Here is a 26,762-nt window from a genome sequence, read left to right on the forward strand (position 1 = left end):
GCGGGGCCGCCCATGGCAGACATCCTCGCCTACGGCGAAGCGTTGATCGAATTCAACCAGGCGGATTCCGGCAGCACGTCGTGGAATTTCGGCTTCGGCGGCGATACGTCGAACTTCTGCATTGCCGCGGCACGGCAGGGCGCACGCACGGGCTACATCAGCGCGGTGGGCGCCGACCGCTTCGGCCAGGCGCTGCGCGGGCTGTGGCAGGACGAAGGCGTGGACCACACCTACGTGCACACCGACACGCAGGCGCCAACGGGCCTGTACTTCGTTTCGCACGATGCGCGTGGTCACCACTTTGACTACCTGCGCGCGGGCTCCGCAGCGAGCCGCTTCCAGACGGCGCAGTTGCCGTTGCAGGCGATAGCGGCGGCCAAGGCGTTTCACCTGTCGGGGATCAGCCTGGCGATCAGCGATACCGCATGCGACGCCGGTTTGGCGGCGATGGCCCATGCGCGGGCGGCGGGTGTGCTCGTCTCGTTCGACACCAACCTGCGCTTGCGCCTGTGGCCGCTGGCGCGTGCCCGCGCCGTGATGCAGGAAGCGATGCGAACGTGCGATCTGTGCCTGCCGAGTTGGGATGACGTGACGGTGTTGCTCGACTGCCATGACCATGACGGCATTGTCGATACGCTGCTCGGCTGGGGCGTGAAGCTGGTGGCGCTCAAGATGGGCGCGGAAGGTTGCTATGTGGCCACACCGGAGTCCCGTACGCTGGTGCCGCGTCATACGGTCAATGCTGTCGATGCGACCGGCGCGGGGGATTGTTTTGGTGGTGCGTTTGTGGCGCGGATTGTTGCCGGAGATTCGCCGGTAGAGGCGGCGCGGTATGCCAATGTGGCGGCTGCGATTTCTACAACGGGGTATAGCGCTGTGGCGCCGATTCCGCGGGCGGAGGTGGTGCGGGCGGCGTTGGGTCAAGTTCAGGCTGATTAGGCGCTGTTGGTATGTCCCTTATTTCATCCCCTGCCGGGGCTGACTCACTTTCTTTGTCTTGCCAAAGAAAGTAAGCAAAGAAAGGCGCGCCCGAAATGGCGACCCCCTCCTTGAATTTATGTCGCAGAGAGGGAGCGCAGGCAACTCGCTTCGCTCAAACAGGCCTGCGCCCTTTCTCCTCTCTGCAACAGAAATTCAAGGCGCCATCTAGGGCAGGGTACGGCCAAACCGTCGTGTGCCTGTGTTGGTGCCCAGTTGTGTTCTTGTTGGGTAAAGAAAAACGCCACCGCGTATTTGCGGTGGCGTTTTTTCTTGCGCATCGTGTGCTTACTTCCCCGGCACCAGATGCACGCGCGACTCGGTCGCCGCTTCCACCGCCTTGCGCGAATACAGCAGCGGGAAGTACTTGCCCTTGAGCCACAGCGGTGCCAGGTCGCGGTAGTGCGGGCTGTCGGGGTTGCCGGACTGGCCGGGCAGGTTGACGGCGCGCGAGTTGTCCCACTTGCCGACGTCCACCACCGTGCGGAACGAGGGGCCGTTCGTCTGCAGGAAATCGCTCGCGCGATACGTGGATTGATTCGGCGTGTAGGGGCTGCCGCCTTCGGGGGTGGGGCCGACGTTGAGCTTGGCGCGCGTTGCCTCGTCGACGATGGCGGTGAACGGATGGGCGTTCAGGTTGTGATGCAGCTGGCCCCAGTTCCACGCTTGCGGGTTCGGGCCCTGGCGCTTGACCATGTCGGTCCACGCATTCTTCAGGCTGTCGAGCAGCACGGCATCGCGTTTGGCGGCGGCTTGCTGCGGGTCTTCGCCGAACTTGCGATCGCTGCCTTGCGGGTGCTCCAGCGTGTCGAGCATGACGTCGGTGTCGGGCGCGGCCATTGCTTCGGCGCTGGCCTTGGAAAGCACGGCGTTCTTGAATGCGCGGCCCAGGTGATGCGTGAACCAGACCTCATGCAGCGCGGCTTGCGGAGAATCCGCCAGCATGGTCGCGTTCCAGCCCTTGAACAGATTGAGCGCAGCCTGCGTGTCGGCGTCGTCGGACGACAGCGGCGCCAGCAGGGCCGTCAGCCTGCGCGCCGGGATCGACACCATGTCGTTCTGCAGGCGCATCGAATCTTCGATCGACACTTTGTCCAGCTTGGACAGCACTTCGTCAATGCGTACGTGGCGCGAGCCGTTGGTCCACTCAAAGCCGAGTTTGCGTTCGCGGTACGGGTAATCCGCCGGCAGGTTCATCTCGTTGGACGAGGTGAAATAGCCGGACTTCGGGTTGTAGCTGCTGGGCAGTTGGTCGCCGCGCCAGAAGCCGGCCCATTCATAGCGGCCGTCCCCGGGCACTGGCAGCAGGCCGTCCCAGTTCGGGCGGATCGGGGCGAGGCCGCCCGGCACCCAGCCGATGTTGCCCTTCGTGTCTGCGTAGACCTGGTTTTCCGTAGGCGCACCCCAGTTCATCATGGACTGCCTGAACTGCGCGAACGTGCGTGCGCGCATGTAGCCGACCGAGCCGAAATAGGGTGACATGCCCGGCGACAGCCACGCGGAGCGCACGGCATACGCGCGGTGCTTCTCGGCATCGATGTAGATGACGGGGCCGTGGCGCGTGAAGGTCAGGTCGACGGGGCGGGATTCACCGCCGCGCACCTTCACGGTTTCGTGCAGCACGATGAAGGGCTCCCAGCCGCCGTTGTAGCGGTACTCGCCGTTGTTGGCCGGGTTCAGTTCGTAGACGTACAGGTCTTCTTGGTCGATGTTGAAGATGGTCAGGCCAAACGCCACGTGCCCGTTGTGCCCGATCGACACGGCCGGCAGCGAGGGCTCGCCGGCGCCGATGATGTCGAGCGTGGGCGTGCTGACATGGGCGATGTAGCGCAGGCTGGGTGCCGAATACGCGCGGTGCGGGTCGTTGGCCATCACGGCGCGGCCGGTGGTGGATTTGCCCGGCGCGATCACCCAGTTGTTGCTGCCCTCCATGGTCTCTTCAAGGTTGGCAGCGGCTGCCACGCGCGTGCTGTCGACGTCTACGCCCTTGAGGGATTCGGGCGTGAGGCGCGCGCCCTGCGTGGCAAGCGTGAAGACCCTCAGCAGATCCTTCGGCAGGCATGGGTCCAGGCCTTCGGGCAACTGGGTTTGCCAAGCGGGCTGCAGGCGGAAGCGGACGGTGTCGTCGGAAAGGTTGGCCTTGCAGGCCACGTTGGCACGTGCAACTTCCGATTGCAGATTGCGCGTCAGGCCGTGGCTGCGGATGCGCACCACGTCTTCCGGTGCCCAATGCGCGGGCGCGTAGTTGAGCTTGCGGAACTCGAACGGCATCTGCTCCGGATGCTTAGCCAGCCAGTCGACATACGCGTTGATGCCGGCCACGAAGCGCGTGGCAATGCGCTGCGCATCGGGGCTGTAGTGGTTCCATTCGACCTGCATGTCACCGCGATAGAGGAACAGCCGCGTGGCGCGATCCTGTTCCACATAGGCCGGGCCGAACACTTCCGAAAGCTGACCCAGGCCCCGGCGGCGCCACAGGTCGATCTGGAACAGGCGGTCTCGCGCGGCGTTGAAGCCTTGCGCGAAAAAGCCGTCGTCTTCGCTCCTGGCATAGATGTGCGGCACGCCCCAGCGGTCGATCAGGATGTCGGCGGGCTTTGACAGGCCGGGCACGGCGATGGTCTGGGCGGCAGCTGTGTGCGCATCCTTGGCAACGGCCTGCGCGGAAAACCCGAGTGCAACGGCAGACAGCAGAATGGAAAGCGAACGGATAGGCATGGCGATGCAGTCTCCTCTCTGAGCCCGGAATGCCAGCGCAGCCCAGATGGGCAACTAGGTTCAGGCGTTCTTATGGATGCAGCAGACAACCGCGAGCGCGGCTGATGGGAAGGGCAAGCTAGCCGATCGTGTGAGCGGGTGCTGGCAACAGCTAGGGGAGAGATGCCCACCGATCGGCACAGGCCTATGAGTATGCGGATGCGCCGCCACTTGCGCCAATGACTTTTGTTCAGTCAACCATTCCGTCACGGCATGGTTGCCGATGTGTCACACCAGCGTTTCAGGCCCGGTCTTGCGATGCACATTGGCGGCCAGCACGTGGCCCAGTTCGCCCGGGAAAATCGGCTTGGTGATGACGGATTGGTACCCGGCCTCCTTCGCCGCCTTCAGGCGGATCGGGTCGGCAAATGCCGTCACTGCGATGGCGGGCAGGTCGGTCCAACCGCGTTCGCGCACGGCCCGCACTAACTGCATGCCGTCCATGCCCGGCATGGCGAGGTCGCTGACCAGCGCATCGAACGGGTAGGCGTTGGCGACTGCATGTTCCAGCGCATCGAGTGCGGCCGCCCCGCTGGATACGGTGACAACGTCGGCCCCGTAGCGCTCGAGCATCAGCGCGATCACGCCGAGCGACTCGGGGTTGTCATCCACTGCCAGCACGCGGATGCCGTCCAGTGTCGGCACGCCCGTCCCCGCGACGAGGCCCGGCGTGCGGTTGGCCTGTTCGCCCGGCTGCGCGGCATGCAGCGGCAACGACACGGCCATGGTGGTGCCACGGTCCGCACCGCTGCTGGCTGCCGTGATGCGGCCGTGGTGCAGTTCGACGAGTTGTTTGGCAATCGCCAACCCCAGCCCGAGCCCGCCGTGCCGACGCGTGCTGGACAGGTCCGCCTGCTGGAACCGATCAAAAATATGCGGCAGGAAGGTGGGCTCGATGCCGATGCCGGTGTCGCGCACGGTGGCGACCACGCCTTCGGGCGCCGGATGCACCGAGAGCCGGATGTGGCCGCCCTCGGGCGTGAACTTGACGGCATTGGCCAGCAGGTTCCAGAACACCTGCTTCAGGCGCCCGGCATCGCCTTGCAGCATCGGCACGGGCAGGAATTCGGTCTCGATGGTGATGTTCTTCTGGCGCGCCATCGGCTCGATGGTCTCGCGCGCGCGTTCCAGCACGTCGGCCAGATCTACGGGGCCAATCTCCAGTGGAACCTTGCCCGAAAGGATGGCCGACATGTCGAGCAGGTCGTCGATGAGGTGGACCTGCGTGCGGGCGCTGCGCTCGATGGCTTCAATGCCGCGCTTGAACATCGCTTCGTCGTACGCGCGCATGTTCAGCAATTGCGCCCAGCCCAGCACCGCATTGAGCGGCGTGCGCAGCTCGTGGCTGACGGTCGCCAGGAAGTCGTCTTTCAGGCGGCTGGCGCGCTCGGCCTCTTCGCGGGCGCGGGATTCGGCTTCGAGCAACTGCGTGCGGCGGGCCTCGGCCTGGCGGCGTTCGCTGATGTCGATCACGGCGTTCGTCAGGCCGATGATCTCGCCGGTGTCGTCGCGCAGCGGCATGACCACCACGTCGTAGACCACGCGCTGCGTGTGGCGCCGCCGGAACGCGAACTCCACGCGCGTAGGCGTGCCCGTTGCGATGACGCGCTGGCCGGCTTCGGTCAGGCGCGATGCAGCGCGGCGGCCGAACACTTCGCGCACCGTCCGTCCCAGCAACTGCTCGGGCTGCAGGCCGAACACGGGGTTGTGCACCCACGTGAAGTGCATCGTGTTGTCGACGTCGTAGAGCGAAATGGGCGAAGCCTGCAGCGCGGCCAGCAGGCGTTGCTGCGACAGGCGTTGCTGGGTTTCGGCCCGCGCGCGCCGTTCAGCCCCGGCGCGGGCACGACGCAACTGCTCGCACAAGGCGCAGATAAGCAGTGCGCCCACCCCAAACACCGTCATCTGGATCGGCGTGAGCGGCACAGCGGCAGGCCAGCTTTGCAGTGCAGCCAATGCGATGAACAGCCCCGCATAGCAGACGATGGCCAGCATCCCCGGCCAGAAGCCGCCATACCACGCGGCAATTGTTACCACCGGAAAGGCCAGGTAGAACGGCAAATGGATGCCCATTGCCGATTCGAGCAGCAACCGCCCAATCGTGCCGACGGCGGCCGCACCCATCGCCACCAGCCATGCCGATGGACGAATGGCCGGGGCATCGTTGAACCCGCTCTTGCTGAAGGGCCCAGGGTCCGGCAACCGGGCAGGGTCAGCAGCGCGCGCGTCCGACGGGCGGGAAGATGAGGGCAGGATGGACGTCACAGTCGGGCGCAATACCGGGCGGAGAATAAAGCAGCCAAAGGTGCCTCAGGATACGAATTGGCCGCCACCGATGCCATCGGGGTTTCGCTGACATGCTTGCAAGACAGCGCCCGATTCTTGCTCAGGCCAGCAGTGGCGCGGTCTGGCGGGTTTATCCCCCTGAAGAGGGGTGTCCGGCATCCGCCGGGTGCGGATCGCGCATGCGGTCGCGTTGCGCCAGGGCCGGGAACAGCCGCATCCAGGCTGCCACCACCAACAGCGTGCCGAGGCCGCCAATCACCACCGAGGCCACCGGCCCAAGCAGCCCCGCCAGCATGCCCGATTCGAATTCGCCCAACTGGTTGGACGCGCCCACGAACACGGAATTGACTGCGCTCACGCGCCCGCGCATGGCATCGGGCGTATCGAGCTGCACCAGCGAAGTGCGGATCACCACACTGATCATGTCGGACGCCCCCAGCAGCACCAGCGCCAGCATCGACAGCGGCAGCCAGTGCGACACCCCAAATACCAGCGTCGCCAGCCCGAACACCGCCACGGCGGCAAACATCACCCGGCCGACGTGCCGATCCAGCGGACGGTGCGCCAGGAAAAGCGCCATGCCCAGCGCCCCCACCGCCGGCGCCGAGCGCAGCAGCCCCAGCCCCCATGCGCCTGTGCCAAGGATGTCGCGCGCGTAGATCGGCAGCAGCGCCGTCGCGCCGCCCAGCAGTACCGCGAACAGGTCGAGCGAGATGGCGCCCAGCACCACCGGCCGCCCCTTGATGAACGCAATACCCGCGAACAGCGATTCGAGGCTGACCGGCGTGCTGACGGGCGCCGCCCGCTCCATCCGTACCAGCGCCAGCAACACGTGCGCGAGCAAGAACAGCCCTGCTGCCGTGGCATACACCACCGGCGCGCCTGCCACGTAGAGAAAGCCGCCCAGCGCCGGTCCCAGGATCACGCCGGTCTGCCCGGCCGAACTGGACAGCGCCACCGCGCGCGGCAATGCCTGCAGGGGCACCAGCGTCGGCAACAGCGCTTGCAGCGTCGGCGTCTCGAACGCTCGCATCGCGCCAATCACCACCACGCACAGGAAGATCGGCTGCACGCCTGCGTGCCCATTGGCTGCCATGACGGCCAGCGCGAGCGCCACCAGGGCTTCGATGGCCTGGCAGGCGCGCACGACGTACCGCCGGTCGTAGCGGTCCGCAATATGGCCGGAGGCCAGCACCAGCACCACCGACGGCAGAAACTGCGCCAGCCCGACCAGCCCCAGCACATAGGCGCTGCGCGTGAGGTCGTAGATCTGCCAGCCGACGGCCACCCCGAACATCTGATACGCGAAGGTGGTGGACAGCCTGGCGAACCAGAACAGCCTGAACGCGGGATAGGAAAACGGCGCATGCGACAGCGTTTGCGCAGATGCGGAAGAGGAAGCGGGGGAAAGACCGGCGTCGCCAGACACGTTGGATGTGCGCCGGTATCCGGCGATCAATGAAGGAGGCGGAAAGGAGGCGTGAAGCGTCCGTCATCGTAGCGGAAGTCGCCCCCTTGTAGCCGCCCGCGCGGGTACGCGGCTTGCGAAACTGCTGGCACATCATTACAGGAGATTTCATCATGGCCACGCACAACGCCCGGTCAAAGCCGGCGCCGCCCAGATCGACGGCCAAGCCGAAGAACCACCGTTGGTCGCGCCACGTCATGGAGACCAGCGACGCGCTGGACATCGAACCCGATATCTTCAAGTTGCGCAGCCCCGCGCGGATTGCGGCGTCGCTCAAGGCATCGGCCGAGCATAGCCGGCGGCGCAAGGGGACGGCATTCCAGTCGGCCATGTCAATGCTGACGTTCTATATCAATCGGGCGGGGCACAACCTCAGCGGCGGGCGTCGCCGGATTCTGGAACGTGCCAAGGATGCTCTGCGAGCCGAATTTGGCCGCCGTGCCCAAAGCACGGCCAAGGCCCGGCATTGATGGAAGGGGCGACGCCGCTCAGATGGTCAGCATGACGCTGAGCAGTTGGCGAGCCACCGCCTTGTAGTCGGCGTTGTCACTCTGCGGCGAATACGTGGACAGTGTCTTGCCCCGGTATTTGACGGTCACGATGCCGTTGCGGGTTGAATAGGTGGCTTCGATGGTCCGGCCGCCGCGCTCGAGATTGAAGGGGATGGTCTCAGCGATCAGCCGTGCGGTTTCTTGCGTGGCCGGTGAGGGCGGCACGGCCGACAGCGGCGGGTATGAGGCGAGTGCTTGTTGTTCGGGGTGGCGCATGGCGCCTCCTCTTCGGGGAAAACGGATATGCACTCCAACGCAGGTTCCGTACCAGCCCCGTTGGGCGCGGACATGCCGAGTGGCCGCCCGAAAAGTGGCACATCAACGGCAGCGGGGCGCTCGACATGCGCGCGGGTTTGACGTCACGCGTCGGTCCGTTGACGATATTTGTCAGATTTGTAAACGCAATTAACCGCCAAAAATTTTAGGCCCGTGTAAATCCGGGCTATCAAGGCGGGGGGACAGGTGCCATTCTGGTAAGTGCCATGCCGCGCGCATCAAACCAACCACATGCACATCGCGCCTTGCAGGCACCCCTGCCGACGTTCCAACCATGCCAATAAGGAGGCAATATGGGTTCCCATACCTACAAGTTGATCGAGCTGGTCGGCTCTTCTCCCGAGTCCAGCGATGCGGCGGTACGCAATGCCATCGCACGGGCAAGCGAAACGCTCAACCATCTGGATTGGTTTGAAGTCCTGGAAACGCGTGGCCATCTCGTCGACGGCAAGATCGCGCATTGGCAGGTGACGCTCAAGGTCGGGATGCGGCTGGAGACGCTGGAAAGCGAAAAGCCCGCCGGCAAGAAGAAGGGCAAATAGCGGGTGAAGAAAAAGGCGGCCCGGATTGCTCCGGCCGCCTTTTTCACGATGACTGCGTTGCAGCGTTATTGAGCCTGCGTGAAATCCAGCGCGTTGGTCAGGTCGCCCATCGGCTTGTTGCCGTTGGAGACGAGCGCGTCGTCACGTTGCTTGATACCCGGCAGCGTCGGCAGGTCGAAGCGGTGCGTGATCAGGCGCAGGACCGAAGCCGTGTCGTACTGGGTGTGGTCAACGAAACCCTTCTTGGCGAACGGCGAGACGATGATCGCCGGGATACGCGTGCCCGGGCCCCAGCGGTCGGCCTTCGGCACCGTGGCGTGGTCGTAGAAGCCACCGTTTTCGTCATACGTCACGACGATCACCATGTTCTTCCACTGCGGGCTCTTCTGCAGCTGGGCGATCACGTTGACGATGTGCGCGTCGCCGTCAGCCACATTGGCGTAGCCCGGGTGCTGGTTCAGGTTGCCTTGCGGCTTGTAGAACGTGACGGCGGGCAGCTTGCCTGCGGCTGCGTCTTGCAGGAAGGCGGCGTCGTAGTCGCGCAGGTGGGCCGCACGCTCGGCGGCGCCGGTGGTCGTGGCCGGGTCGAAGCGGCTGAAGTAGTTGAACGGCTGGTGGTGCGGCTGGAACTGGATCGCGCCGCTGTAGATCACGCTGCGCGTGGTGTTCGGAGCGTCGGCGATGGCCGCGTTCCAGGCGCCGGCGTACCAGGCCCAGTCCACGCCACGGGCGGTCAGCAGGTCACCGATGTTGGTGGTCGACTGCTTCGGCATCGTCGACGCCTTGGTCGGATCAGCATAGGCTGCGTTGCCGCTGGCTACGGCGTTGCCCGAGGGCTGGTACGGCGGCTGCATCGTGTTGACGGCGTACGAGTTGCCGTTGCTGTCGACCGGCGTCAGGCTGCCGTCCTTCGTGGGATTGCCATCGTCGCCAGCGCCTGCGTATGAGGTCGGCGCACCGGCCATCACCGAGCTTGCAGCCGGGATGAGCGTCGGGCTGCCGTCTGCATTCGTCTTGACGTTGGCAATGCTGTTGACCGCCGGCGACGCCTTTGCGTTCGGGTAGATCGGTGCGCACGCGCAGACCAGGTACTGGTGGTTCAGGAACGAACCGCCGAAGGCGCCCATGAAGAAGTTGTCCGCCAGCGTGTATTGCTTGGCGATGTTCCACATGGCCATCTTGCTGCCGTCGTAGTAGCCCATGGTCAGGCCGCCGGCATCGGCAAAGGCGGCGAACTTGTCGTTCTTGCCGCCGTTGATCTGCATCTGGTTCTGATAGAAGCGGTGCCAGAGGTCACGCGTGATGACGTTCTGGCCGACCACCGTGCCCGTGCTGCCGAAGCCCGACGGGCTGTCGATCTGGAACATCTGGTTCGGCATGTTGGCGGTGGAAGCCTGCGTGATCTGCACGCTCTGGCCGGCGGCGGTCACGCCACCCCAGGTGGGCGGCAGCGTCGGCAGCACGGAGCCGTCGAAGTCTTTCTGCGCAACGGCAGTGCCCGTCGAGGTCGGGTTCACACCGGGGATGCCATTGGCGCCCGGGAACAGGCCGTACAGGTTGTCGAAACCGCGGTTTTCTGCGTAGATGACCACGATCGTTTTGACGTTGTTTGCCAGCGCCATGCGCTTGGTCACCCCGTCGTGCAGGCGCTTGTCGATGTCGCCACCATTGGCAACGGCGTCAGCGATCAGATCGATGGCCTGGTCGATCTCAGCCTGCAGCGCAGTTTTGGTGTCAGCGTCGGTTTCCTTGTTGTGGTCTTCCAGCAGCTTGTCGATCGTCACGCCAAGGCGAGCGGCCAGTGCCGTCTTGGCAGCGTTGATGTCACCGCCGTTGCTGTCCATCAGCACCGCCAGTTCGGTCGAGATGGCGCTGACAACAGCATTGGCACCGGCCGGTGCGCGGAACACCAGCGGCTGCGTGATGGCCGTATGCGTACCCTTGTCCGGGTCGTTGCGGAAAGCGTCCGTGCCGATTTCCACGGTGATGGCGCCCGTGCCCGACAGCGAGTACGCGCCGTTGGCATCGGTATAGGTGCTGGCTTCACCCGAATCGCACTTGCCGTTGTTGTTGGCGTCGATACAAACTTTGGCATGTTCGAAGTAGCTGCCGGTCACCACGCCAGAGGTGGACGCGGAGGCACTGCTGTTCGAATCACTGCCACCACAGGCAGACATGCTGGCAGCAACCAACGCGGTCAGCGGCAAAAGACGAAGCGCTCGGCTCATGATTTCCCTGGATTGTTGTGTGGGGGACGAAAGCGAGCCGGAGTCTGTGCTTCGTGTGTGACAAGTTGATGATGAGAACGCTGGCGTGGAGCTGATTTCGCCCCAGTTGAGCGTGATGACCATCGTCAGGATGAGCAGGGGTACCACCGATCGTTTGAAGACATTTGCCACCACGGGTCATCTCCAAGGGCTGACGTGACAGACGTTTGACGACATCAAAGTGTCATGGCCGCCGTGCTAAGTTGCAAGGTTTGCAAAATCCCGCCTGTCGAAAATGTCCCGTGTGCTGCCCGCTGCAACGTTTCGCGTGATCGCCGTATCGGCGCTTGCCGGCGTGGTCGTCGTGTTGTGCGGGTGCGGGCGGGGCGATCCTGCGGCCCATGCCGCAACCGTGGCGGCTTCGGCACCAGCAGCGGTGGCGCCATCGACGGCGGCGGGCGTAAAGCCCGCAGCGGCCCCTGCCTACGAGAAAGCCTTCTACACGATGATGGCTACGCGCCGCCCGTCGGTGCCTGCAATGGCGGCGCTTGGCAAGGCGCTGTTCTTCGATCCTGCCCTGTCTGCCTCGGGCAAGCAGGCCTGCGCCAGCTGCCATAGCCCGACACATGCCTATGGCCCACCGAACGATCTGTCGGTCCAGCTTGGCGGCACGGGCATGAACAAGACGGGCGTGCGCGCAGCACCATCGCTGCGCTATCTGCAGAAGGTGCCGCCGTTCTCCGAACACTTTTACGAGAGCGACGGCAACGACTCGGAAGACCAGGGCCCGACCGGCGGCTACACGTGGGATGGCCGCGTGTCGTCCACGCACGACCAGGCGCGCATCCCGCTGCTGTCGGGGCACGAGATGGCCAACGGAACGCAGGCCAGCGTCGTGGCCAAGCTGCGCAATGGCCGCCACGCGCAGACGTTCCGCCAGGTATTCGGCAACGACATCCTCGACAACGAAGACACCGCCTTCCGCGCGGCACTGATGGTGCTCGAGGTCTTCCAGGAAACACCGTCCGAGTTCTATCCGTATGACAGCAAGTACGACGCGTTCTTGCGCAAGCAGGTGAAGCTGTCGCCGCAGGAGTTGCGCGGGCTGAAGGCGTTTGCCGATCCGGCCAAGGGCAACTGCGCGTCGTGCCACGTGAGCGCCATCAAGCAGGACGGGGCGTTCCCGGCCTTCACCGATTTTGGCCACATCGCCGTGGGCGTGCCACGCAATCGCTCGCTGGCCGCCAATGCGGATCCGAAGTTCTTCGACCTGGGCCTGTGCGGCCCCGACCGGACCGATCTCAAAGACCGCACGGACTATTGCGGCCGCTTCCGCACGCCGTCGCTGCGCAACGTGGCGCTGCGCAAGACGTTCTTCCACAACGGCGCCATCCACTCGCTGGAAGACGCGGTGCGCTTCTACGCCCAGCGCGACACGCAGCCGCAGAAGTGGTACCCGCGCAAGGCTGACGGCACGGTCGACAAGTTCGATGATCTGCCGACCCAGTACCGCGCCAACGTCAACATGGAGCCGCCGTTTGGCGGCAAGCCGGGCGACAAGCCTGTGCTGTCCGAGGCCGACGTGCGCGACATCGTTGCGTTTCTCAAGACGCTCACCGACGGCTATCGCCCCGTGCGGGCGACGCAATCCGGCAGCCAAGGCGGCAGCCGCGTCGCACAGCGCTAAGCCTCGCAATCCAAGCCCCGCGGCCCGTTTGTTGCAACACCTTGCGACGGATTCGCGCAAAGCCGTGCTTGCGCTGCGGTTATCATCGGCGGATCGTCTTTCTGCTGTCTTCTACTTCCCGCTATGACCTGGCTTGCTGACCCGTCCGTCTGGATTGGCCTGTTTACCCTGGTGGTGCTCGAGATCGTTCTCGGCATCGACAACCTCGTTTTCATCGCCATCCTGGTCAACAAGCTGCCGCCGGCGCTGCGCGACCGCGCCCGCGTGATCGGGCTGGGGCTGGCCTTGCTGATGCGCATGGTGCTGCTGGCCGCCATGTCTTGGCTGATCGGGCTCACCAGGCCGTTGCTCACGCTTGGGCCGGTCGATCTGTCGGGCCGATCGATCATCCTGCTGCTGGGCGGCTTCTTCCTGCTGTTCAAGGCCACGTCCGAACTGCACGAACGCCTGGACGGCCAGCCGCAAGACGAAAGCCATGGCAGCGGCCACGGCAAGTTCTGGAATGTCATTGTGCAGGTGGTGATTCTCGATGCGGTGTTCTCCATCGACTCCGTCATCACTGCCGTGGGCATGGTCAACGACCTGCCGGTGATGATGGCGGCCGTGGTGGTCGCCATGGGCGCCATGCTGTTTGCCTCGCGCCCGCTGACGGAGTTCGTCAACGCGCATCGCACGGTGGTGGTGCTGTGCCTGAGCTTCCTGCTGATGATCGGCTTCTCGCTGGTGGCCGAGGGCCTGGGCTTTCATATTCCCAAGGGCTATCTATATGCGGCCATCGGTTTCTCGATCCTGATCGAGTTCTTCAACCAGATGGCCCAGCGCAATACCGTGCGCTACGAGCGCCGCCGCCCGCTGCGCGAGCGCACCGCCGATGCGGTGCTGAGCCTGTTGGGCGACCGCCGTGGCGCGCCGGCGGAGTCCGAATCGCACGAAGCGGTTTCGCACGCGGCTGGCCAGTCCGTGCCCGAGACCGTGTTCCGTCCGGAAGAGCGCAGCATGGTCAGCGGCGTGCTCGACCTGGCCGAGCGCTCGGTGCGCTCGATCATGACGCCGCGCCACGATATTTCGTGGGTGGATCTGGATGCCGACGTGGCCGTCACGCGCAAGTTGCTGCTGGCGGTGCCGCACAACCAGTTTCCGGTGTGCCGCGGCGGGCTGGATGACCTGCTGGGCGTGGCGCGCGCCAAAGACCTGATGGGCGATCTCGACACGCGCGGCTCCATCGACGTGGACCGCAGCGTGAAGCCCGCGCTCAAGGTGTCCGACAACATCGGCATCCTGCGCCTGATGGATCAGCTCAAGCGTGCGCGCGGGCGCATGCTGGTGGTGACCGATCCGCTGGACGTGGTGCAAGGTGTGGTGACGCCCATCGACGTGCTCGAAGCCATTGCGGGTGAATTCCCCGATGAAGACGAACGCCTTGGCGTAGTGGAAGTCAGCGATGGCTGCTGGGAAGTCGCCGGCGAGGCGGACCTGCGCCAGCTCGAAGACGTGCTGCACGTCGAGTGGCTGCTTGACGAAGGCGGCGGCGCCACGAGCCTGGGCGGCTATCTTTTCAACCAATGGGACCGCCTGCCTGAAGTGGGCGACACGCTGGTGCGCCACGATCTGCGTTTCCAGATCCTCGAAGCCGGCAGCCGCCGCATCGTGCGCGTGCGCATCGAGCGCATGGAAGATGTGACGGCACCCGAGGCGGAAGCCTAAGACGTCGTCGATGAAAGCGGCCTTGGTGCGCGCGCCAAACCAAGGCTGAGCACACCTGCCAGCACGCACGCAATGCCGCCTACCTGACGCGTGCTGACGGCCTCGCCGAGCAGCGTTGCTGCGAACAGCACGGCTGCCACGGGTGCCAGCGCGGTGAACAGCGATGCCTCCGCACCGCTGACGCGCGCAGCCCCGGTATACCAGAGCATGAAACCACCGACTGTCGGCACGATGGCGTAGTAGGCCACCGCCATCAGCGCGTGCGTTGTCTGCACCGATGCGTGCAACTGCCAAGGCGCTTCCCACAGCGCGGGCACCAGCGCCGTCAGCAAACCGAACGCACTCATCAATGCCGACAGCGCAAGCGGCGGCACCGGCGTGCGCAGCCGCTTGTTGAGCAGGATGAAGAGCCCCTCGCACACCACGGCGCCCATCACCAGCAGGTTGCCGAGCAGCGGATGTGTCGCGTCGCCGCGCGGCTGCAGGGCGATGGCCAACACGCCGGCGGTGGCCAGCCCAATCGCCCCCAGCACCGCGCGGCCGGGTCGTTCGCCCAGCAGCACGATCGCGATGAGCGCCGACATGACCGGCAGCGTGCCGACGATGACGCCTGCATCTGCCGCTGACGTGTGCCGCAGGCCCGAAATGAGCAGCGTCGTATAGCCCACGCTGCCGGCGGCTGCCTGCAGGAAGAGCAGTACCCAATCGCGGCGTGCAAGCACGGGCCAGCGCGTGCGGGTCATGCGCATGATGACGAGGAACATCGGCAGCGCCATCGCAAAGCGCAACGCTGTCGCCGTAAAGGGCGGCAAGCCCGCCGCGATGATCTTGCTGGCGGCCACGGTGCTGCCCACCAGCACCATGGCCAGCGCAAGGTAGAGGCAGCCTTCGAGTCGATTGGACAGTTTTGACATATCGCATCCCGCGTGTGTGGAAGCCGCAGGATGGGCCCACGCGATGCGTGCGTCTTGAACGAAATTGCAGGGGGGAGGGGCGGCAGATGCGGCTAGCGTGCCGCCGCCACCATGCCCGGCGATACGCCGTACTTGCGCACGAACTGCCGCGTCATGTGGCTTTGATCGGCAAAGCCGCAGGCGGCCGCCACTTCCGCCAACGGCTGGCCTTGGGCGATCAGCCGACGCGCCAGGGCCACGCGACGCTGCACCTGATAGGCGTGGGGCGTGAGGCCCGTGACGCGGGCAAAGCCGCGCAATACCTGGAAGCGGCTCAGGCCGGTCTCGTGCGCGAGGTCGAGCAGGGAGATGGCCGCGGCCGGGTCATCATCGATGCGGGTGCGGGCGAGCCGGATGGCATCGGGTGCTGCATCGCCATGTTTGCCGGTCGTCCGGTTCGCGGGATGCAGCGCCGCCGCCAGTACGGACAGCAGCAGTTGCTCGCGCAGCAGCGAGTCGTTTCGGGTGGCGGGCATCGTCATCTGCGCAAACAGCAGACGGACGCGCGGTGCGAGATTGGAGTCGCGGATGACCGGGCGGTCAAACTCAGCGTCGCCGTCGTGGCCGGGGTGCAGATCCGTCGCCAAGTCGGCGACCACGCCCGGGTCGAGGTAAAGCATGCGCCACGCGCGCCCGGCATCGCCGATGGGTGTGCCATCGTGCACTTCAAGCGGATTGACGGTGATGACGTCACCCGCGCCGGCTTCTACGGTGCCGCGTCCGCTGAATGATTTCTGCGCCCCGCGATCAACGATGCCGATGCCAAACTGGCCATGCGTGTGGCGCGGGAAGGTGTGACCGGAATCTGCGGCGACGGCTTCCACACCGCGCATGGCGCAGCGATGCATTGAAAACGCGAGGTTGGCCGGCCGGTTGGGCAAAGGCGGTTCCTTGTGAGGGGAATACGCGAATCTGTGGGTGCAGCGTGGCCGCAGCATACGCTTTCTTCGCATTTCGCTCATTTTTTGCCCACAGGCGGTTGGTATGCTGCGGCTTTCTGCGGCAATGCGCCCGGTAAGATCACGCCGTGCCTGCAGCCGGGCAGCGCGGGAATCGCGACCGCCAACGGCGCCCGACCGTCCCTGACTGATCCATGCGACCGTCTTTCGGTATCACCCCCAAGCTGTTCGTTGCGTTGTTCATGCTGAGCATCTTTGTTGCGCTCGCCATGGGCACGGCGGTGCGCTGGCGGTTTGACGCCAACTTTCTCGACTACGTGAACGCGCGCGAATCCGAGCGCATGACCGTGCTCGCGCAAAGCGTGGAGGCCGCCTACACGCAGCACGGCGGCTGGGATTTCCTGCGCGACGATCGCATGGCGTGGTTCCGCCTGCTGCGCCGCGAAGGCGCCCGGGCCCGCGCCAACGGCATGGGCGGCGACCGCTTCGACCTGCCACCGGGCCATCGCTTCGAGCCGCTCCCACCCGGCGCCGACCGTGGCATGGACAGAGACATGCCGCCGCCGCCCGGCCCGCCTCCCGCAGGCAGCATGCCGCCGCACCCGGCCGACGAGCCGCCGATGCCGCACTCGCCGATCTGGCTGTTTGATGCCCAGCGCAACGTCATCATTGGCGACGGGCTGCCGCTGGGCCCAAACGCGCGATGGCAGGAACTGCACCACAACGGCCAGACCGTCGGCTGGCTGGCCATGCCGCCGCGCGTACGGGTGCCCGAAGGCGCCGACCAGGCATTCCAGGTGCAGCAGTTGCGCGCCACGTGGATCATCGCGGGGCTGTCGGTCCTGCTGGCGGCGTTCATGGCGGTGCTGCTCGCACGCGGTCTGCTGGCCCCGATGCGCCGGCTGACGGATGCCGCGCGCCGCATGGCCGACGGCGACTACGCCACTCGTGTCGACGTGCATTCGCGCGATGAACTTGGCGGGCTCGCGGCGGATTTCAACCACCTTGCCGCGTCGCTGGAGGCCAACCAGAAGATGCGCCGTCAGCTCACGGCCGATATCTCGCACGAGCTGCGCACGCCCCTGGCCGTGCTGCGCGGCGAACTGGAAGCACTGGAAGACGGCGTGCGCCCGTTGACGGCCACCTCGCTCGCGTCATTGCAGGCCGAGGTGTCGACGCTCAGCAAGCTCATCGACGACTTGTACGAACTCTCGCTGGCCGATGTGGGGGCGCTTGCTTTCCACATGGAGCCGCTCGACCTGGCCGATACCGTGTGCGGCGCCGTGCAAGGCTTCACGCCACGCCTGATGGAAAAGGGCATTGCGCTGCAGCTGGATGTGTCGGCAGCGCCGTCGCATGCCACGATGGTCAAAGGCGATGCGCAGCGCCTGCGGCAGGTCATGCAGAACCTGCTGGAAAACACCCTGCGCTATACCGATGCCGGCGGCACGCTGCGCGTGCATGTCCATCAGGAAGATGACTGGCAGCAGATCGACGTGCAGGACAGCGCGCCGGGCGTGCCCGAAACGATGCTGCCGCGCATCTTCGATCGCCTGTTCCGGGTGGATGCCTCGCGCAGCCGGGCACAAGGCGGGGCGGGCCTCGGATTGAGCCTGTGCCAGACCATCGTTGCTGCACACGGCGGCACCATTGAAGCCAGACATTCGCCGTTGGGCGGGCTGTGGATCGCCATCCGCCTGCCTGTTCTTGATGTGCTTGATCCGCTAGCCGACCATGATTCTGATCATTGAAGACGAACCCAAGCTGGCTGCATTGATGACCGACTATCTGCGCGCCGCCCACTACGAGACCGAGTGGCTGGCCGATGGCACGCACGCAGCGCAGCGCATTCGCGAGACGGCACCCGAACTCGTGCTGCTCGACCTCATGCTGCCCGGCAAGGACGGCCTGGAGATCTGCCGGGAGGTGCGCGCCTTCAGCGAGGTGCCCATCGTCATGGTGACGGCGCGCGTGGAAGAAATCGACCGCCTGCTCGGCCTTGAGCTGGGCGCCGACGACTACGTCTGCAAGCCCTTCAGCCCGCGCGAACTGGTGGCGCGCATCAAGACCATCCTGCGGCGCGTACAGCGCGGTGGCGGCGTGCCGGAGAGCGCGTTGCACATCGATGCTGCTGCCTATGCCGCCACGCTGCGCGGCCAGCGCCTCGACCTCACGCCGGTGGAATTTCGCCTGCTGGCCGCGCTTGCGGGCGCACCGGGGCGCATCCTCTCACGCTCGAATCTGCTTGAGCAGATCTACGACGACCACCGCATCGTGACCGACCGCACGGTCGATACGCACATCAAGAATCTGCGCCGCAAGATGGAGCAGGTGAGCCCGGGCACCGAGATGATCCATTCCGTCTATGGCGTGGGTTACCGGCTCGACGCCTGAGGTTCAAGAAAACTCCTCTGTTTGCACACCTTCGGTGCAGTGTCGATGGCTACAGTGAGCACAAGGCTGGCGTGTCCGGCCGACGATCTCATCAGGAGCCTCATCATGATCGCTGTGACTTCCCGCCGCCTGGTCGCCGTTGTTGCCGGGCTTGTTTTCTCATGTGCCGCGGTGGCCCAGACTGCCGCACCGGGCGCGGCTCCGCTCTCGCCGATGCAGCCAGTGCCGCCGCACGGCCCCGGCATGGTGGGGCGAGGGCCGGGCCCCGCGTTCGGCCCAGGCGGTCCGCACGCCATGGGCCCGCATCATGGTGGCGCGCCTTTCCTGCGCGGCCTCACCCTGACTGAAGCGCAGCGCGACAAGATCTTCGCCATCGAATATGCGCAGATGCCGGAAGCACGCGAGCAGCACAAGGCCATCGAGCATGCCCGCCGCGATCTGCATCAGATGGTGGCATCGGGCCAATACGACGAAGCGCGGGCACGCGGTCTGACCGAATCGCTGGGCCGCGCCGTGGCCCGCGAAGCGCAACTGCGTGCGCAGGCCGGCGCCAAGGTCATGCAGGTGCTCACCCCTGAGCAGCGCAAGCAGGTTGCCGATCGTGAGGCCCGGCGTGTTGCCGAACGCCCACTTGAATATGACGAAAGTGCTCCGCCGCCGGAACTGGCTGCGATGTAATAAAGCGCGATCAGCGTTGGAACCGCTCTCGGTCGGCGGCGAGCGGCCCGTGAACGGATTCCTAGCGGTAGACCACCACTGGCACGTGCGCGTAGGTCAGGACCTTGCGCGTCTCGTTGCCGATCAACAGTCGCCCCATCAGGCTGCGATGCCCGTGCGATGCCATGAAGATGACGTCGCACGCGTGCCGCTCGGCCGCGTCAAGAATGCCCAGGTAAGGCTCGGCAAACTGCGACACATCGCTGTCGAACTGCACGCCTTCTTCTCGCGCCCGCTCTGCAATGCGCTCGATGCAGTCTTTGGCGTAGCCCTGCACCGTTTCCATGTAGTACGCATGCGGACACTCCCCCACGCCTGCCGAATAGGCCATGTTGGGAAATTCTTCAATGCACGTATAGGCGGTGAGGCGGCAGCCGGTGGCTCGCGCCAGCTCGAGTGCGCCGTCGATGGCCTTGCGGCACTGCTCGGAGCCGTCGGTCGGCAGGAGGATATGGGTAAACATGGCGGTCTCCATGGGGAACCCATCTCCACGTTACTGCGCCGGCCAATGCGCCTCTATCGTGGAAAACGCTAGTGCAGCACAGCATTTCGGCCGATATGACGACCGGTCGATCGCGGTGCACGGACGTTCGGATATTGACGTGGCAGCTTGCGGCCTACCCCCGTTGCCAGGCCTGCCGGTAGCGTGATGGCGACGCGCCAAGCTGGAGTGCAAATCGCCGGCTGAAATGGCTCGGGCTGGCAAAGCCGCAGCGCTCGGCAATCGTCGCCAGCGCAAGGGTGGTGGTGCGCAGCAGCATTTGTGCACGCGCCATGCGTTGCTGCATCACCCACTCATGCGGCGCGGCCCCGAACGACGCGCGAAACATCCGCGCGAAATGGAATTCCGACAGATTTGCTTCTGCCGCCAGTTGTCCGAGCGACAGGGGCAGATGCAGTTCGGCATCGATGCGCGTGGCAATGCGCCGGCACACGTGCGGCGCCAACCCGCCACGCACGGCGAGCGCCCGCGTGCGGCCCTGTGTCTGGACCAGATACGACAGCGTGTCGTTGGCCAGCGCGTTGGCGCGCATGCGGTCGTCCAGGTCGGTCCAATCGAGCTGGGCGATGTTCGCGCAGGCTTGTGCGAGATGCGCGTCTTCGATGAAGGTGCGGTCGTGCAGCGTGAACAGGCGAGGCTCCGCGTCGAGCAGACGCACGGCGTGCCCGGCCAGCGCGTCGGGCGCGAAATACAGATGAACGAAGCGCATCGGTTGCTCGATCACCCAGCTCGACTGGTGTTCGGCCGGCAGCATGCACACGCGGCCCGGCGCGCCGAACAGGTGCGGCAGATCTTGCCGGTGCGTCGTGTAGCCGCCTTGCAGATAGACCGACAGCGTGTGGTGCCCGGGCTGGATGTAGCGGGCCTCGTCGTGCTCGTTGCGCCAGATGGCGGCGGTCACGCCATCGCCCAGGTTGGTGACGCGCTCGAGCGATGCGCGCGAGCCGCGTGCAAGCGTGCCGAAGACGCTCGCGTCTGCGGTTACGCGAGGATCAGCAGGTTGGGTCGATGGGGACGTGGGGGCGCGGCGCACGCGTCGATGTTACCAACGATGGCACCGCGATGCGACGCAACGCGTCGGGGTGCTATCCGCCGCAGAGTTGGCGCGCGACTTCGCCCGCCAGGCCGATGCCATCCACGCGTTGCCAGCCGGCGTCGTTGGCGAGTTGCCTTTCGCTGACGGTCAGCGCGCCCTGGTACAGCTTGGCTTGCGAGACCGAAAACTGCCGGCTGCGGCAATCGACGGTGTACAAGAAATCGGCCATATCGCCGCGAAAGGCGCCGAACATGCGCTGCAGCGAACGCATGCCCGCGCGGTTCGACGCTTCCACACGCACCCATGCGCTGACTGGGCCACTGGGCATGCGCTGGATGCTGCTGACGTCGAGCGACGCGTAGCTGTCCGGCTGATTGGGCAGCGGGATCCAGCGCTCCGCGCCGGCCACCGGCATGGACAGCGCCGCCAGCGCTGCCAGCATGCCCGCCATGACTCGGTGCGCGAAGGCGAAGGGTGTCATCGGGGCTTGCCGCCCGGTACGGGGATGGCAATCGAGTCGGAGTGGCTGCAGGCCATCATCACGCCCGCCTTGTCGACGTCAATCATCACGGTACCGGGCTTGTCGGCCGTGCTGGGCGTGGCGGCCAGACTGCCCGACAGGCGCTGCATGATCGCTTGGCAGGTCGGGGCCGTAGAGGCAACGGTAGTGGCCTTCTGGGTCTTAGCGGCCGGAATTGGGGCGGCCACTGCCGCAGCCGCAGGCGGCGTGGAAGCGTGCGCGCGCGGCAACGCAACCAGTGCGGCCAGCACGCTCACGGCAATCAGCAACCGCGTGGTGCGCCGTGAAAGCGATCGATTGGGGGAGGACAGAGACGGCATGACAGTCCAGGCACGGGCATCCAAATTGCGCCTGCTAGGTCACGGGGCAGACGCGCTCTTTCGATCAATAACGGCACGCCGCGCGCGAACTTGACGCGGCAATCTGCCTCATGGGTCACTCTCGCGTGATTTTGCCTGCGCAAAGCGACTTCACGTGAACGACATAATCGGGCAGGTCGGAACATTCTCACCCATGTAGCGACCAACTAATAAGTCGGGGGGATATTCTCCGGCGTCCTTTGTATCGCGAAACGGGCCGCACATGAGTTCGCACATGCCGATGATGCAAGCAGGCGGGATAAGCAGCAACGGGGTTCGTGCAGTGCCAAAACAAAGGGGTCGGCGGAAATGAAAATGGGATGGAATACCCGGTCTTTTCCGCCCTTTGTTTTTCCAAGGGGGCCACTATGATTTACAACATGGCGATGCAACGCGTTACTGCGTCGATTGCCCCATGGGTCGGTTCTCCTCTCTGGAACAGATCGACACGGTCCAGAGATTTCAACCCGCGCCTCGTCAACTGAGCGCGGGTTTTTTCTTGGGCAATGCAAACGTAGGGTGGCCACCACATGCGCGTCAGGGGTATCGCAGGCGACACCCTTCAGTTTTCCATCAGCGCGCCGTTGTGGTTAGGGTCGAGACACGTGTAGTCTCGCGACTCGCTTTCTCATTGCCGTCGCTGTTGCCGTTATCGCTCACGCCATCGCATTGCCCATGACCCAGTTCCTTCCGGCTCAGGCCGGAGCCTCTCCTGCAGACGTTGCGCCCAGCCCCGAGGCCGCCCAACGTCCGGTGGCGGTTACGGCCGGGGCGATGGCCGAAGGGCGTAATACCGATTTCGACGCGCTGTCGCGGCTGTCGTCCGACGCGGTATTGCTGACCGTGGATGGGCGCCTGGTGCAAGCCAACCCGGCCGCTGCCCGTCTGCTGGGCGCGCAGGATCCAGCGCAATTGGCAGGCCTGCAACTCGCCGGCCTGATTCATCCCGATGACGTTGCCCAGGTGGTGCCGCGCCTGGCGGGCATGGTGAGCAGCGGCGTGTCTGCCCAGCCCGTCGAGCACCGTCTCGTGCGTGCCGACTACACGCATGTTCTGGTTGCCAGCGAAGCCGCCGCGTGCGAGCACGAAGGCCAGCCCGCCGTCATGCTCGTGCTGCGCGAAGCCGTGTCGCGCCATGCGTTGGAGCGACACGCCGTTCAGGCGCGCGCCGAGGCGCTGCATGCGCGCCGCCTGCTCGCTTCGGAGAATGCCGTGCTTGCGCAACTTGCCTCCAACGCGACACTGTCGACCGTGCTGCGCCACCTGTGCCTGTACGTCGAGCAGGTCTACCCGAATGCCATGTCGGCGCTGTTGTTGCTGGATGCAGGCTCGCAGACCCTGCGTGTGGCCGCTGCACCCACGTTGCCTGCGGCCTATGCCGCCACGCTGGAAAACTCGCCTGTCGGTCCCGAGGCGGGCGCATGCGGTTGTGCCATGTACCTGGGCGACACCGTGTTCATCGACAGCATTGCGACCGACCCGCGCTGGCAGCGGGAGCGCACGGCAGCACTGGCGGCGGGTTTTGCTTCCGCCTGGGCGTTGCCGATCCGTTCATCGCGCGGGGACAAGCTTGGTGTGCTCGCGCTGTTCTATCGACAGCCGTGCATGCCCGTGGAAGAAGAACAGCATTTCCTTGACGACGTCACGCACCTGGCGGGCGTTGCCATCCAGAAAGACAACGTCGAACGTGGTCTGGCCGAAAGCGAAGAGCGCTACCGGCTGGCGATTTCGAACCTGCACGAAGGCGTCGTCATCATATCGCCGGACGGTGTGGTGCAGGCCGCCAACGCCAGCGCCGAGCGAATCTTGCGCGTCCGCCCGGGGCAGCTTGTCGGGCGTAACCGGCTCGACCCGATTCAACGCGTGGTGGACGAATACGGCAAGGAAATCGGTTCGACCATGATGCCGTCCGGGCAGGTGCTGCGCACTGGCGAGCCCATCTTCGGCCGCGTCTACGGGCTGTTGCTCAAGACGGGCGAACTGATGTGGGTGCGGCAGAACATCATTCCGATCCGTCGTCACGCCGAGCCCACGCCTAGCAGCGTGATGCTGTCGTTTGCCGATATCACCGACATCAAGCGCGCCGAGCAGCGCCTGCGCCATCTGGCCGCGCACGACGCGCTCACGGGGCTGACCAACCGCAGCTTCTTCATCGCGCACCTGGAAAGCGCCATTGAGAGCGCGCGCGACGAGAGCCGCGAACTGGCGCTCTTCTTCCTCGACCTTGACCGCTTCAAGAGCGTGAACGACACCGCGGGCCATGCCTGCGGCGACACGCTGCTGCAGAGCGCGGCCGCACGCCTGACCGACTGCATCGGCCCCGGCGACGTGATCGCCCGTCTGGGCGGCGACGAGTTCGTCATCCTCATCGACCAGCGTGTCGAGGGAAAGCGGATTGCCTTGCTGGCTGAGCGCTTGCTGCAGGCCATGCGCGAGCCGTTCGATACCGTCAACGGGCGGTATTACCTGGGCGTGTCGATTGGCGTGGCGCTGTATCCGCACGACGGCATTTCGGGTTCCGACCTGCTACGTTCGGCTGACGCCGCCATGTACCGGGCCAAGCAGAACGGCCGTAACCGTGCACAGTTCTACACGGCTGAACTGAACGCCCGCCTGCAACGTCGCTACATGCTGGAAAACGCGCTGCGTGACGCGCGCGAGAACAACGAGCTGCAGCTCGTCTATCAACCCAAGTACGACCTGGCCAGCCATCGCATCGTTGGCGCCGAGGCGCTGCTGCGCTGGAACAGCGCCAAGCTCGGAGCGATCTCGCCGGTGGAGTTCATTCCGGTGGCGGAAGAGACGGGGCTGATCGTGCCGATTGGCGCATGGGTCCTGCGCCGTGCCTGCGAGCAGGCCGTGATCTGGTACGAAGCACTGGGCTACGACTTCCGCATGGCGGTCAACCTGTCGGCGCGCCAGTTCCAGGCCGGCGATGTGGTGCCGATGATCGAGCAGACGCTGGCCGACTCTGGCCTGCCGCCCACCGCGCTCGAAGTCGAAATTACCGAAAGCCTGCTGATGGGTGGTGCGGATGAAGTCCGCCCCATGTTCGATGCGCTCACCGCGCAGGGCATCCGGATCTCCATCGACGATTTCGGTACCGGATATTCATCGCTGTCGTATCTGCAGCGCTTCCCGATCAGCAACGTGAAGATCGACCGCTCGTTCATCACCGGCATTCCGCACGACCCGGATTCGGTGGCGCTGACCGAGGCCATCGTCGCCATGGCCCGCGCCCTGGGCATGACGGTCACAGCCGAGGGCGTGGAAGACGCAGACCAGGTGGAGTTCCTCGCCAAGGCGGGCTGCCAGGAAATCCAGGGTTACTACATCGGTAAGCCGGTCACGGCCGAAGGTTTCGACCGTTTGCTGCGGGCGCACCTGTCGGTTGTGGATGCCGGCGTGCGCGCCGCGCTGGGCTGACCGCCCGACCCGAATCGCGCTTTTCCCACCGTTCACACCGGCGTTTCTGCCGTTCGTCGCAATCCGCTCCCGCGTGCGGGGGGCCGGCACCTACGCTGGCGTCATTCCAACAGGGAGACCGCCATGGTCGAATCGATCGCCTCCATCGTCTCGCATACGCCCGCCTGGGTGTTCGTCGTGTTTGCGGTGCTGATTGCCATTGGGGTGCGTCAGATGCAGCCCCGCATCGTGTCGCGCCGCCGCCTGATCGTGCTGCCGCTCGTGGTGGCCGCGTATTCGCTTTACGGCGTGTCGATGGCAAGCCATGGCAGCCCGCTTGCGCTCACGATGTGGCTGGTCGCGGTTGTCGTGGCGTTCCTGGTGACGTATATGTCGCCGCCCAACGGCGCCGTCTCTGAAACGGCCCGCACTGTGCGTGTGCCGGGCAGCTGGGTGCAGATGGTCGTGATCGTGGGCCTGTTCGCCGCCCGCTATGCCTACAACGTGATGCTGGCGATTCGCCCGGAAGTCTCGCACTCCGGCAGCTTCACGGCGCTGTTCAGTGCGCTGTTCGGCTTCCTGGGCGGGCTGCTGCTCTCGCGCTCGGTGCTGCTGCATGTGCGTACGCCGCGCCTGGCGGCGGCTTGAACCAGCAAATCGGCGTTAACATCCGGCATGTTGCAATCTCCATTCAAGACGGGACGACATGCTGGAACTCGATGGCACCATCTGGCTGCGCGCCGGTGAAGACAACTGGGGCGGGCGTGGCCGGATCGAACTGTTGGCTGCCATCGGGCAGACCGGCTCCATCACGGCAGGCGCCAAAGCCGTGGGCCTTTCCTACAAGGCCGCCTGGGACGCCATCGACACCATGAACAACCTGGCCGGCGAGCCGTTGGTGGTGCGCACCACGGGCGGCAAGGGTGGTGGCGGCAGTGTGCTGACGCCGCGTGCGCAACGGCTGATCGAGAGCTTTCGCGTGCTGGAAGCCGAGCACCGCCGCTTTGTCGAGCGCCTGGATGCGGCCGCGCAGGCCGCCAGTGAAGACGTCCACCTGCTGCGCCGCCTCATGTTGCGCACGAGCGCGCGCAATACGCTGTTCGGCACGGTCGAATCGGTCGCGCCGGGCGCCGTCAACGATGTGGTGACGCTGCGCCTGCCCGGCGGGCAGGCTGTCGCTGCCACCATCACCCAGGAGAGCACGCGCGTGCTGGGGCTGGCGCCGGGTGTGCAGGCCGTCGCGCTCATCAAGGCGCCTGCCGTGATGCTGATGCGCGGCGCCGGCGAGTGGCGCGTCTCGGCAGAAAACCAATTGCCGTGCGTGGTCACGGAAATCCGCGATGGTGCGGTGCAGGCCGAAGTGCGGCTGCGCCTGCTGGATGTAAGCGACCCGTCGGCGGCGGAAACCGTGCTGGTGGCCATGCTCTCGCGCACGGCGGTTCAAACGCTGGCGCTGGCTGAAGGCGTGGAAGCCGTGGCGGTGTTCGAGGCGTCGAGCGTGATCCTGGGATTGGCCTGACG

The 26,762-nt window shown here is 65.4% G+C and carries 22 protein-coding genes; 11 read left to right on the top strand and 11 right to left on the bottom strand.

Annotated features, from left to right (window positions below; translation table 11 throughout):
- Window positions 1-12 precede the first annotated feature (12 nt).
- Entirely contained in the window at window positions 13-939 is a 927-nt protein-coding gene (locus ACUXH0_RS06520; protein WP_012430257.1) for a sugar kinase, read from the top strand.
- Window positions 940-1,266: 327 nt separating this feature from the next.
- On the opposite strand, the gene ACUXH0_RS06525 is transcribed toward ACUXH0_RS06520, so the two are convergent.
- From ACUXH0_RS06525 to ACUXH0_RS06535, 3 genes are all read right to left on the bottom strand, one after another.
- On the bottom strand, window positions 1,267-3,696 hold the full coding sequence (locus ACUXH0_RS06525; protein WP_012430258.1) for a penicillin acylase family protein: 2,430 nt from the start codon (window positions 3,694-3,696) through the stop codon (window positions 1,267-1,269).
- Window positions 3,697-3,963: 267 nt separating this feature from the next.
- Window positions 3,964-6,012, bottom strand: coding sequence for an ATP-binding protein (locus tag ACUXH0_RS06530; protein WP_024542573.1), 2,049 nt, complete (start codon window positions 6,010-6,012; stop codon window positions 3,964-3,966).
- Between the two features lie 139 nt (window positions 6,013-6,151).
- Window positions 6,152-7,450, bottom strand: coding sequence for an MFS transporter (locus ACUXH0_RS06535; protein ID WP_012430260.1), 1,299 nt, complete (start codon window positions 7,448-7,450; stop codon window positions 6,152-6,154).
- A gap of 152 nt (window positions 7,451-7,602) precedes the next feature.
- Between ACUXH0_RS06535 and ACUXH0_RS06540 the strand changes: the two genes are divergently transcribed.
- Window positions 7,603-7,959, top strand: a complete 357-nt coding sequence (locus ACUXH0_RS06540) for a DUF3175 domain-containing protein (protein WP_137910632.1) — start codon at window positions 7,603-7,605, stop codon at window positions 7,957-7,959.
- An 18-nt stretch (window positions 7,960-7,977) separates the two neighbouring features.
- Here ACUXH0_RS06540 and ACUXH0_RS06545 read toward each other — a convergent pair whose 3' ends face one another.
- Entirely contained in the window at window positions 7,978-8,256 is a 279-nt protein-coding gene (locus tag ACUXH0_RS06545; RefSeq protein WP_004627470.1) for a hypothetical protein, read from the bottom strand.
- A gap of 353 nt (window positions 8,257-8,609) precedes the next feature.
- Between ACUXH0_RS06545 and ACUXH0_RS06550 the strand changes: the two genes are divergently transcribed.
- The gene (locus ACUXH0_RS06550) at window positions 8,610-8,858 is read left to right on the top strand and encodes a dodecin (RefSeq protein WP_004627468.1); all 249 of its coding nucleotides are present in this window, start codon (window positions 8,610-8,612) and stop codon (window positions 8,856-8,858) included.
- 65 nt (window positions 8,859-8,923) lie between these two features.
- Here the strand turns inward: ACUXH0_RS06550 and acpA are convergent, their stop codons facing one another.
- Window positions 8,924-11,086 carry an acid phosphatase gene (gene acpA, locus ACUXH0_RS06555; RefSeq protein ID WP_012430262.1) on the bottom strand — a complete coding sequence of 721 codons (2,163 nt, stop codon included), beginning with the start codon at window positions 11,084-11,086 and terminating at the stop codon, window positions 8,924-8,926.
- Between the two features lie 274 nt (window positions 11,087-11,360).
- Here acpA and ACUXH0_RS06560 point away from each other — a divergent pair, with 274 nt between their 5' ends.
- Window positions 11,361-12,752, top strand: coding sequence for a cytochrome-c peroxidase (locus ACUXH0_RS06560; RefSeq protein ID WP_012430263.1), 1,392 nt, complete (start codon window positions 11,361-11,363; stop codon window positions 12,750-12,752).
- 123 nt (window positions 12,753-12,875) lie between these two features.
- Window positions 12,876-14,456: a TerC family protein gene (locus ACUXH0_RS06565; protein WP_004627460.1), complete on the top strand. Its 1,581-nt coding sequence runs from the start codon at window positions 12,876-12,878 to the stop codon at window positions 14,454-14,456.
- Here the strand turns inward: ACUXH0_RS06565 and ACUXH0_RS06570 are convergent.
- Window positions 14,453-15,370, bottom strand: a complete 918-nt coding sequence (locus ACUXH0_RS06570; protein WP_012430264.1) for a DMT family transporter — start codon at window positions 15,368-15,370, stop codon at window positions 14,453-14,455. The two genes, ACUXH0_RS06565 and ACUXH0_RS06570, sit on opposite strands and share 4 nt — an antisense overlap.
- 92 nt (window positions 15,371-15,462) lie before the next feature.
- The gene (locus ACUXH0_RS06575) at window positions 15,463-16,242 is read right to left on the bottom strand and encodes an AraC family transcriptional regulator (protein WP_015855709.1); all 780 of its coding nucleotides are present in this window, start codon (window positions 16,240-16,242) and stop codon (window positions 15,463-15,465) included.
- 260 nt (window positions 16,243-16,502) lie between these two features.
- Here ACUXH0_RS06575 and ACUXH0_RS06580 point away from each other — a divergent pair, with 260 nt between their 5' ends.
- The 3 genes from ACUXH0_RS06580 (at window position 16,503) to ACUXH0_RS06590 (ending at window position 19,380) form a co-directional block, all read left to right on the top strand.
- Window positions 16,503-18,059 (top strand): ATP-binding protein, encoded by a 1,557-nt coding sequence (locus ACUXH0_RS06580; RefSeq protein WP_012430266.1) that lies wholly within the window; start codon window positions 16,503-16,505, stop codon window positions 18,057-18,059.
- A complete protein-coding gene (locus ACUXH0_RS06585) occupies window positions 18,043-18,702 on the top strand; it encodes a response regulator (protein WP_004627453.1) in 660 nt (219 codons plus the stop codon). The genes ACUXH0_RS06580 and ACUXH0_RS06585 overlap by 17 nt, the downstream gene beginning before the upstream one ends.
- A 105-nt stretch (window positions 18,703-18,807) precedes the next feature.
- Window positions 18,808-19,380 carry a Spy/CpxP family protein refolding chaperone gene (locus ACUXH0_RS06590; RefSeq protein WP_012430267.1) on the top strand — a complete coding sequence of 191 codons (573 nt, stop codon included), beginning with the start codon at window positions 18,808-18,810 and terminating at the stop codon, window positions 19,378-19,380.
- Window positions 19,381-19,441: 61 nt separating this feature from the next.
- Here the strand turns inward: ACUXH0_RS06590 and ACUXH0_RS06595 are convergent, their stop codons facing one another.
- The 4 genes from ACUXH0_RS06595 to ACUXH0_RS06610 form a co-directional block, all read right to left on the bottom strand.
- The gene (locus ACUXH0_RS06595; protein WP_012430268.1) at window positions 19,442-19,882 is read right to left on the bottom strand and encodes a universal stress protein; all 441 of its coding nucleotides are present in this window, start codon (window positions 19,880-19,882) and stop codon (window positions 19,442-19,444) included.
- 154 nt (window positions 19,883-20,036) lie between these two features.
- Window positions 20,037-20,954, bottom strand: coding sequence for a helix-turn-helix transcriptional regulator (locus tag ACUXH0_RS06600; RefSeq protein WP_004627447.1), 918 nt, complete (start codon window positions 20,952-20,954; stop codon window positions 20,037-20,039).
- Between the two features lie 52 nt (window positions 20,955-21,006).
- A complete protein-coding gene (locus ACUXH0_RS06605; RefSeq protein ID WP_012430269.1) occupies window positions 21,007-21,438 on the bottom strand; it encodes a hypothetical protein in 432 nt (143 codons plus the stop codon).
- Window positions 21,435-21,797 carry a hypothetical protein gene (locus ACUXH0_RS06610; protein ID WP_012430270.1) on the bottom strand — a complete coding sequence of 121 codons (363 nt, stop codon included), beginning with the start codon at window positions 21,795-21,797 and terminating at the stop codon, window positions 21,435-21,437. The genes ACUXH0_RS06605 and ACUXH0_RS06610 overlap by 4 nt, the downstream gene beginning before the upstream one ends.
- A gap of 714 nt (window positions 21,798-22,511) precedes the next feature.
- On the opposite strand from ACUXH0_RS06610, the gene ACUXH0_RS06615 reads away from it, so the two are divergent.
- The 3 genes from ACUXH0_RS06615 (at window position 22,512) to ACUXH0_RS06625 (ending at window position 26,760) form a co-directional block, all read left to right on the top strand.
- Entirely contained in the window at window positions 22,512-25,262 is a 2,751-nt protein-coding gene (locus tag ACUXH0_RS06615; RefSeq protein WP_012430271.1) for a sensor domain-containing protein, read from the top strand.
- A 123-nt stretch (window positions 25,263-25,385) separates the two neighbouring features.
- Complete coding sequence (locus ACUXH0_RS06620; protein ID WP_012430272.1) at window positions 25,386-25,889, top strand: DUF6622 family protein; 504 nt, start codon at window positions 25,386-25,388, stop codon at window positions 25,887-25,889.
- 58 nt (window positions 25,890-25,947) lie between these two features.
- Window positions 25,948-26,760: a TOBE domain-containing protein gene (locus ACUXH0_RS06625; protein ID WP_012430273.1), complete on the top strand. Its 813-nt coding sequence runs from the start codon at window positions 25,948-25,950 to the stop codon at window positions 26,758-26,760.
- Window positions 26,761-26,762: the final 2 nt, after the last annotated feature.

This window comes from Ralstonia sp. 110700041-2 (assembly GCF_056280165.1).

Bases quoted from the DNA above. Each gene is read 5' to 3' on its own strand.
- ACUXH0_RS06550 (WP_004627468.1), top strand. From the start codon at position 8,610: ATGGGTTCCCATACCTACAAGTTGATCGAGCTGGTCGGCTCTTCTCCC.
- ACUXH0_RS06595 (WP_012430268.1), bottom strand. From the start codon at position 19,882: ATGTTTACCCATATCCTCCTGCCGACCGACGGCTCCGAGCAGTGCCGC.
- ACUXH0_RS06545 (WP_004627470.1), bottom strand. From the start codon at position 8,256: ATGCGCCACCCCGAACAACAAGCACTCGCCTCATACCCGCCGCTGTCG.
- ACUXH0_RS06605 (WP_012430269.1), bottom strand. From the start codon at position 21,438: ATGACACCCTTCGCCTTCGCGCACCGAGTCATGGCGGGCATGCTGGCA.
- ACUXH0_RS06625 (WP_012430273.1), top strand. From the start codon at position 25,948: ATGCTGGAACTCGATGGCACCATCTGGCTGCGCGCCGGTGAAGACAAC.
- ACUXH0_RS06570 (WP_012430264.1), bottom strand. From the start codon at position 15,370: ATGTCAAAACTGTCCAATCGACTCGAAGGCTGCCTCTACCTTGCGCTG.
- ACUXH0_RS06580 (WP_012430266.1), top strand. From the start codon at position 16,503: ATGCGACCGTCTTTCGGTATCACCCCCAAGCTGTTCGTTGCGTTGTTC.
- acpA (WP_012430262.1), bottom strand. From the start codon at position 11,086: ATGAGCCGAGCGCTTCGTCTTTTGCCGCTGACCGCGTTGGTTGCTGCC.
- ACUXH0_RS06620 (WP_012430272.1), top strand. From the start codon at position 25,386: ATGGTCGAATCGATCGCCTCCATCGTCTCGCATACGCCCGCCTGGGTG.
- ACUXH0_RS06610 (WP_012430270.1), bottom strand. From the start codon at position 21,797: ATGCCGTCTCTGTCCTCCCCCAATCGATCGCTTTCACGGCGCACCACG.
- ACUXH0_RS06565 (WP_004627460.1), top strand. From the start codon at position 12,876: ATGACCTGGCTTGCTGACCCGTCCGTCTGGATTGGCCTGTTTACCCTG.
- ACUXH0_RS06590 (WP_012430267.1), top strand. From the start codon at position 18,808: ATGATCGCTGTGACTTCCCGCCGCCTGGTCGCCGTTGTTGCCGGGCTT.
- ACUXH0_RS06585 (WP_004627453.1), top strand. From the start codon at position 18,043: ATGATTCTGATCATTGAAGACGAACCCAAGCTGGCTGCATTGATGACC.
- ACUXH0_RS06525 (WP_012430258.1), bottom strand. From the start codon at position 3,696: ATGCCTATCCGTTCGCTTTCCATTCTGCTGTCTGCCGTTGCACTCGGG.
- ACUXH0_RS06520 (WP_012430257.1), top strand. From the start codon at position 13: ATGGCAGACATCCTCGCCTACGGCGAAGCGTTGATCGAATTCAACCAG.
- ACUXH0_RS06540 (WP_137910632.1), top strand. From the start codon at position 7,603: ATGGCCACGCACAACGCCCGGTCAAAGCCGGCGCCGCCCAGATCGACG.
- ACUXH0_RS06560 (WP_012430263.1), top strand. From the start codon at position 11,361: ATGTCCCGTGTGCTGCCCGCTGCAACGTTTCGCGTGATCGCCGTATCG.
- ACUXH0_RS06615 (WP_012430271.1), top strand. From the start codon at position 22,512: ATGACCCAGTTCCTTCCGGCTCAGGCCGGAGCCTCTCCTGCAGACGTT.
- ACUXH0_RS06575 (WP_015855709.1), bottom strand. From the start codon at position 16,242: ATGCGCGGTGTGGAAGCCGTCGCCGCAGATTCCGGTCACACCTTCCCG.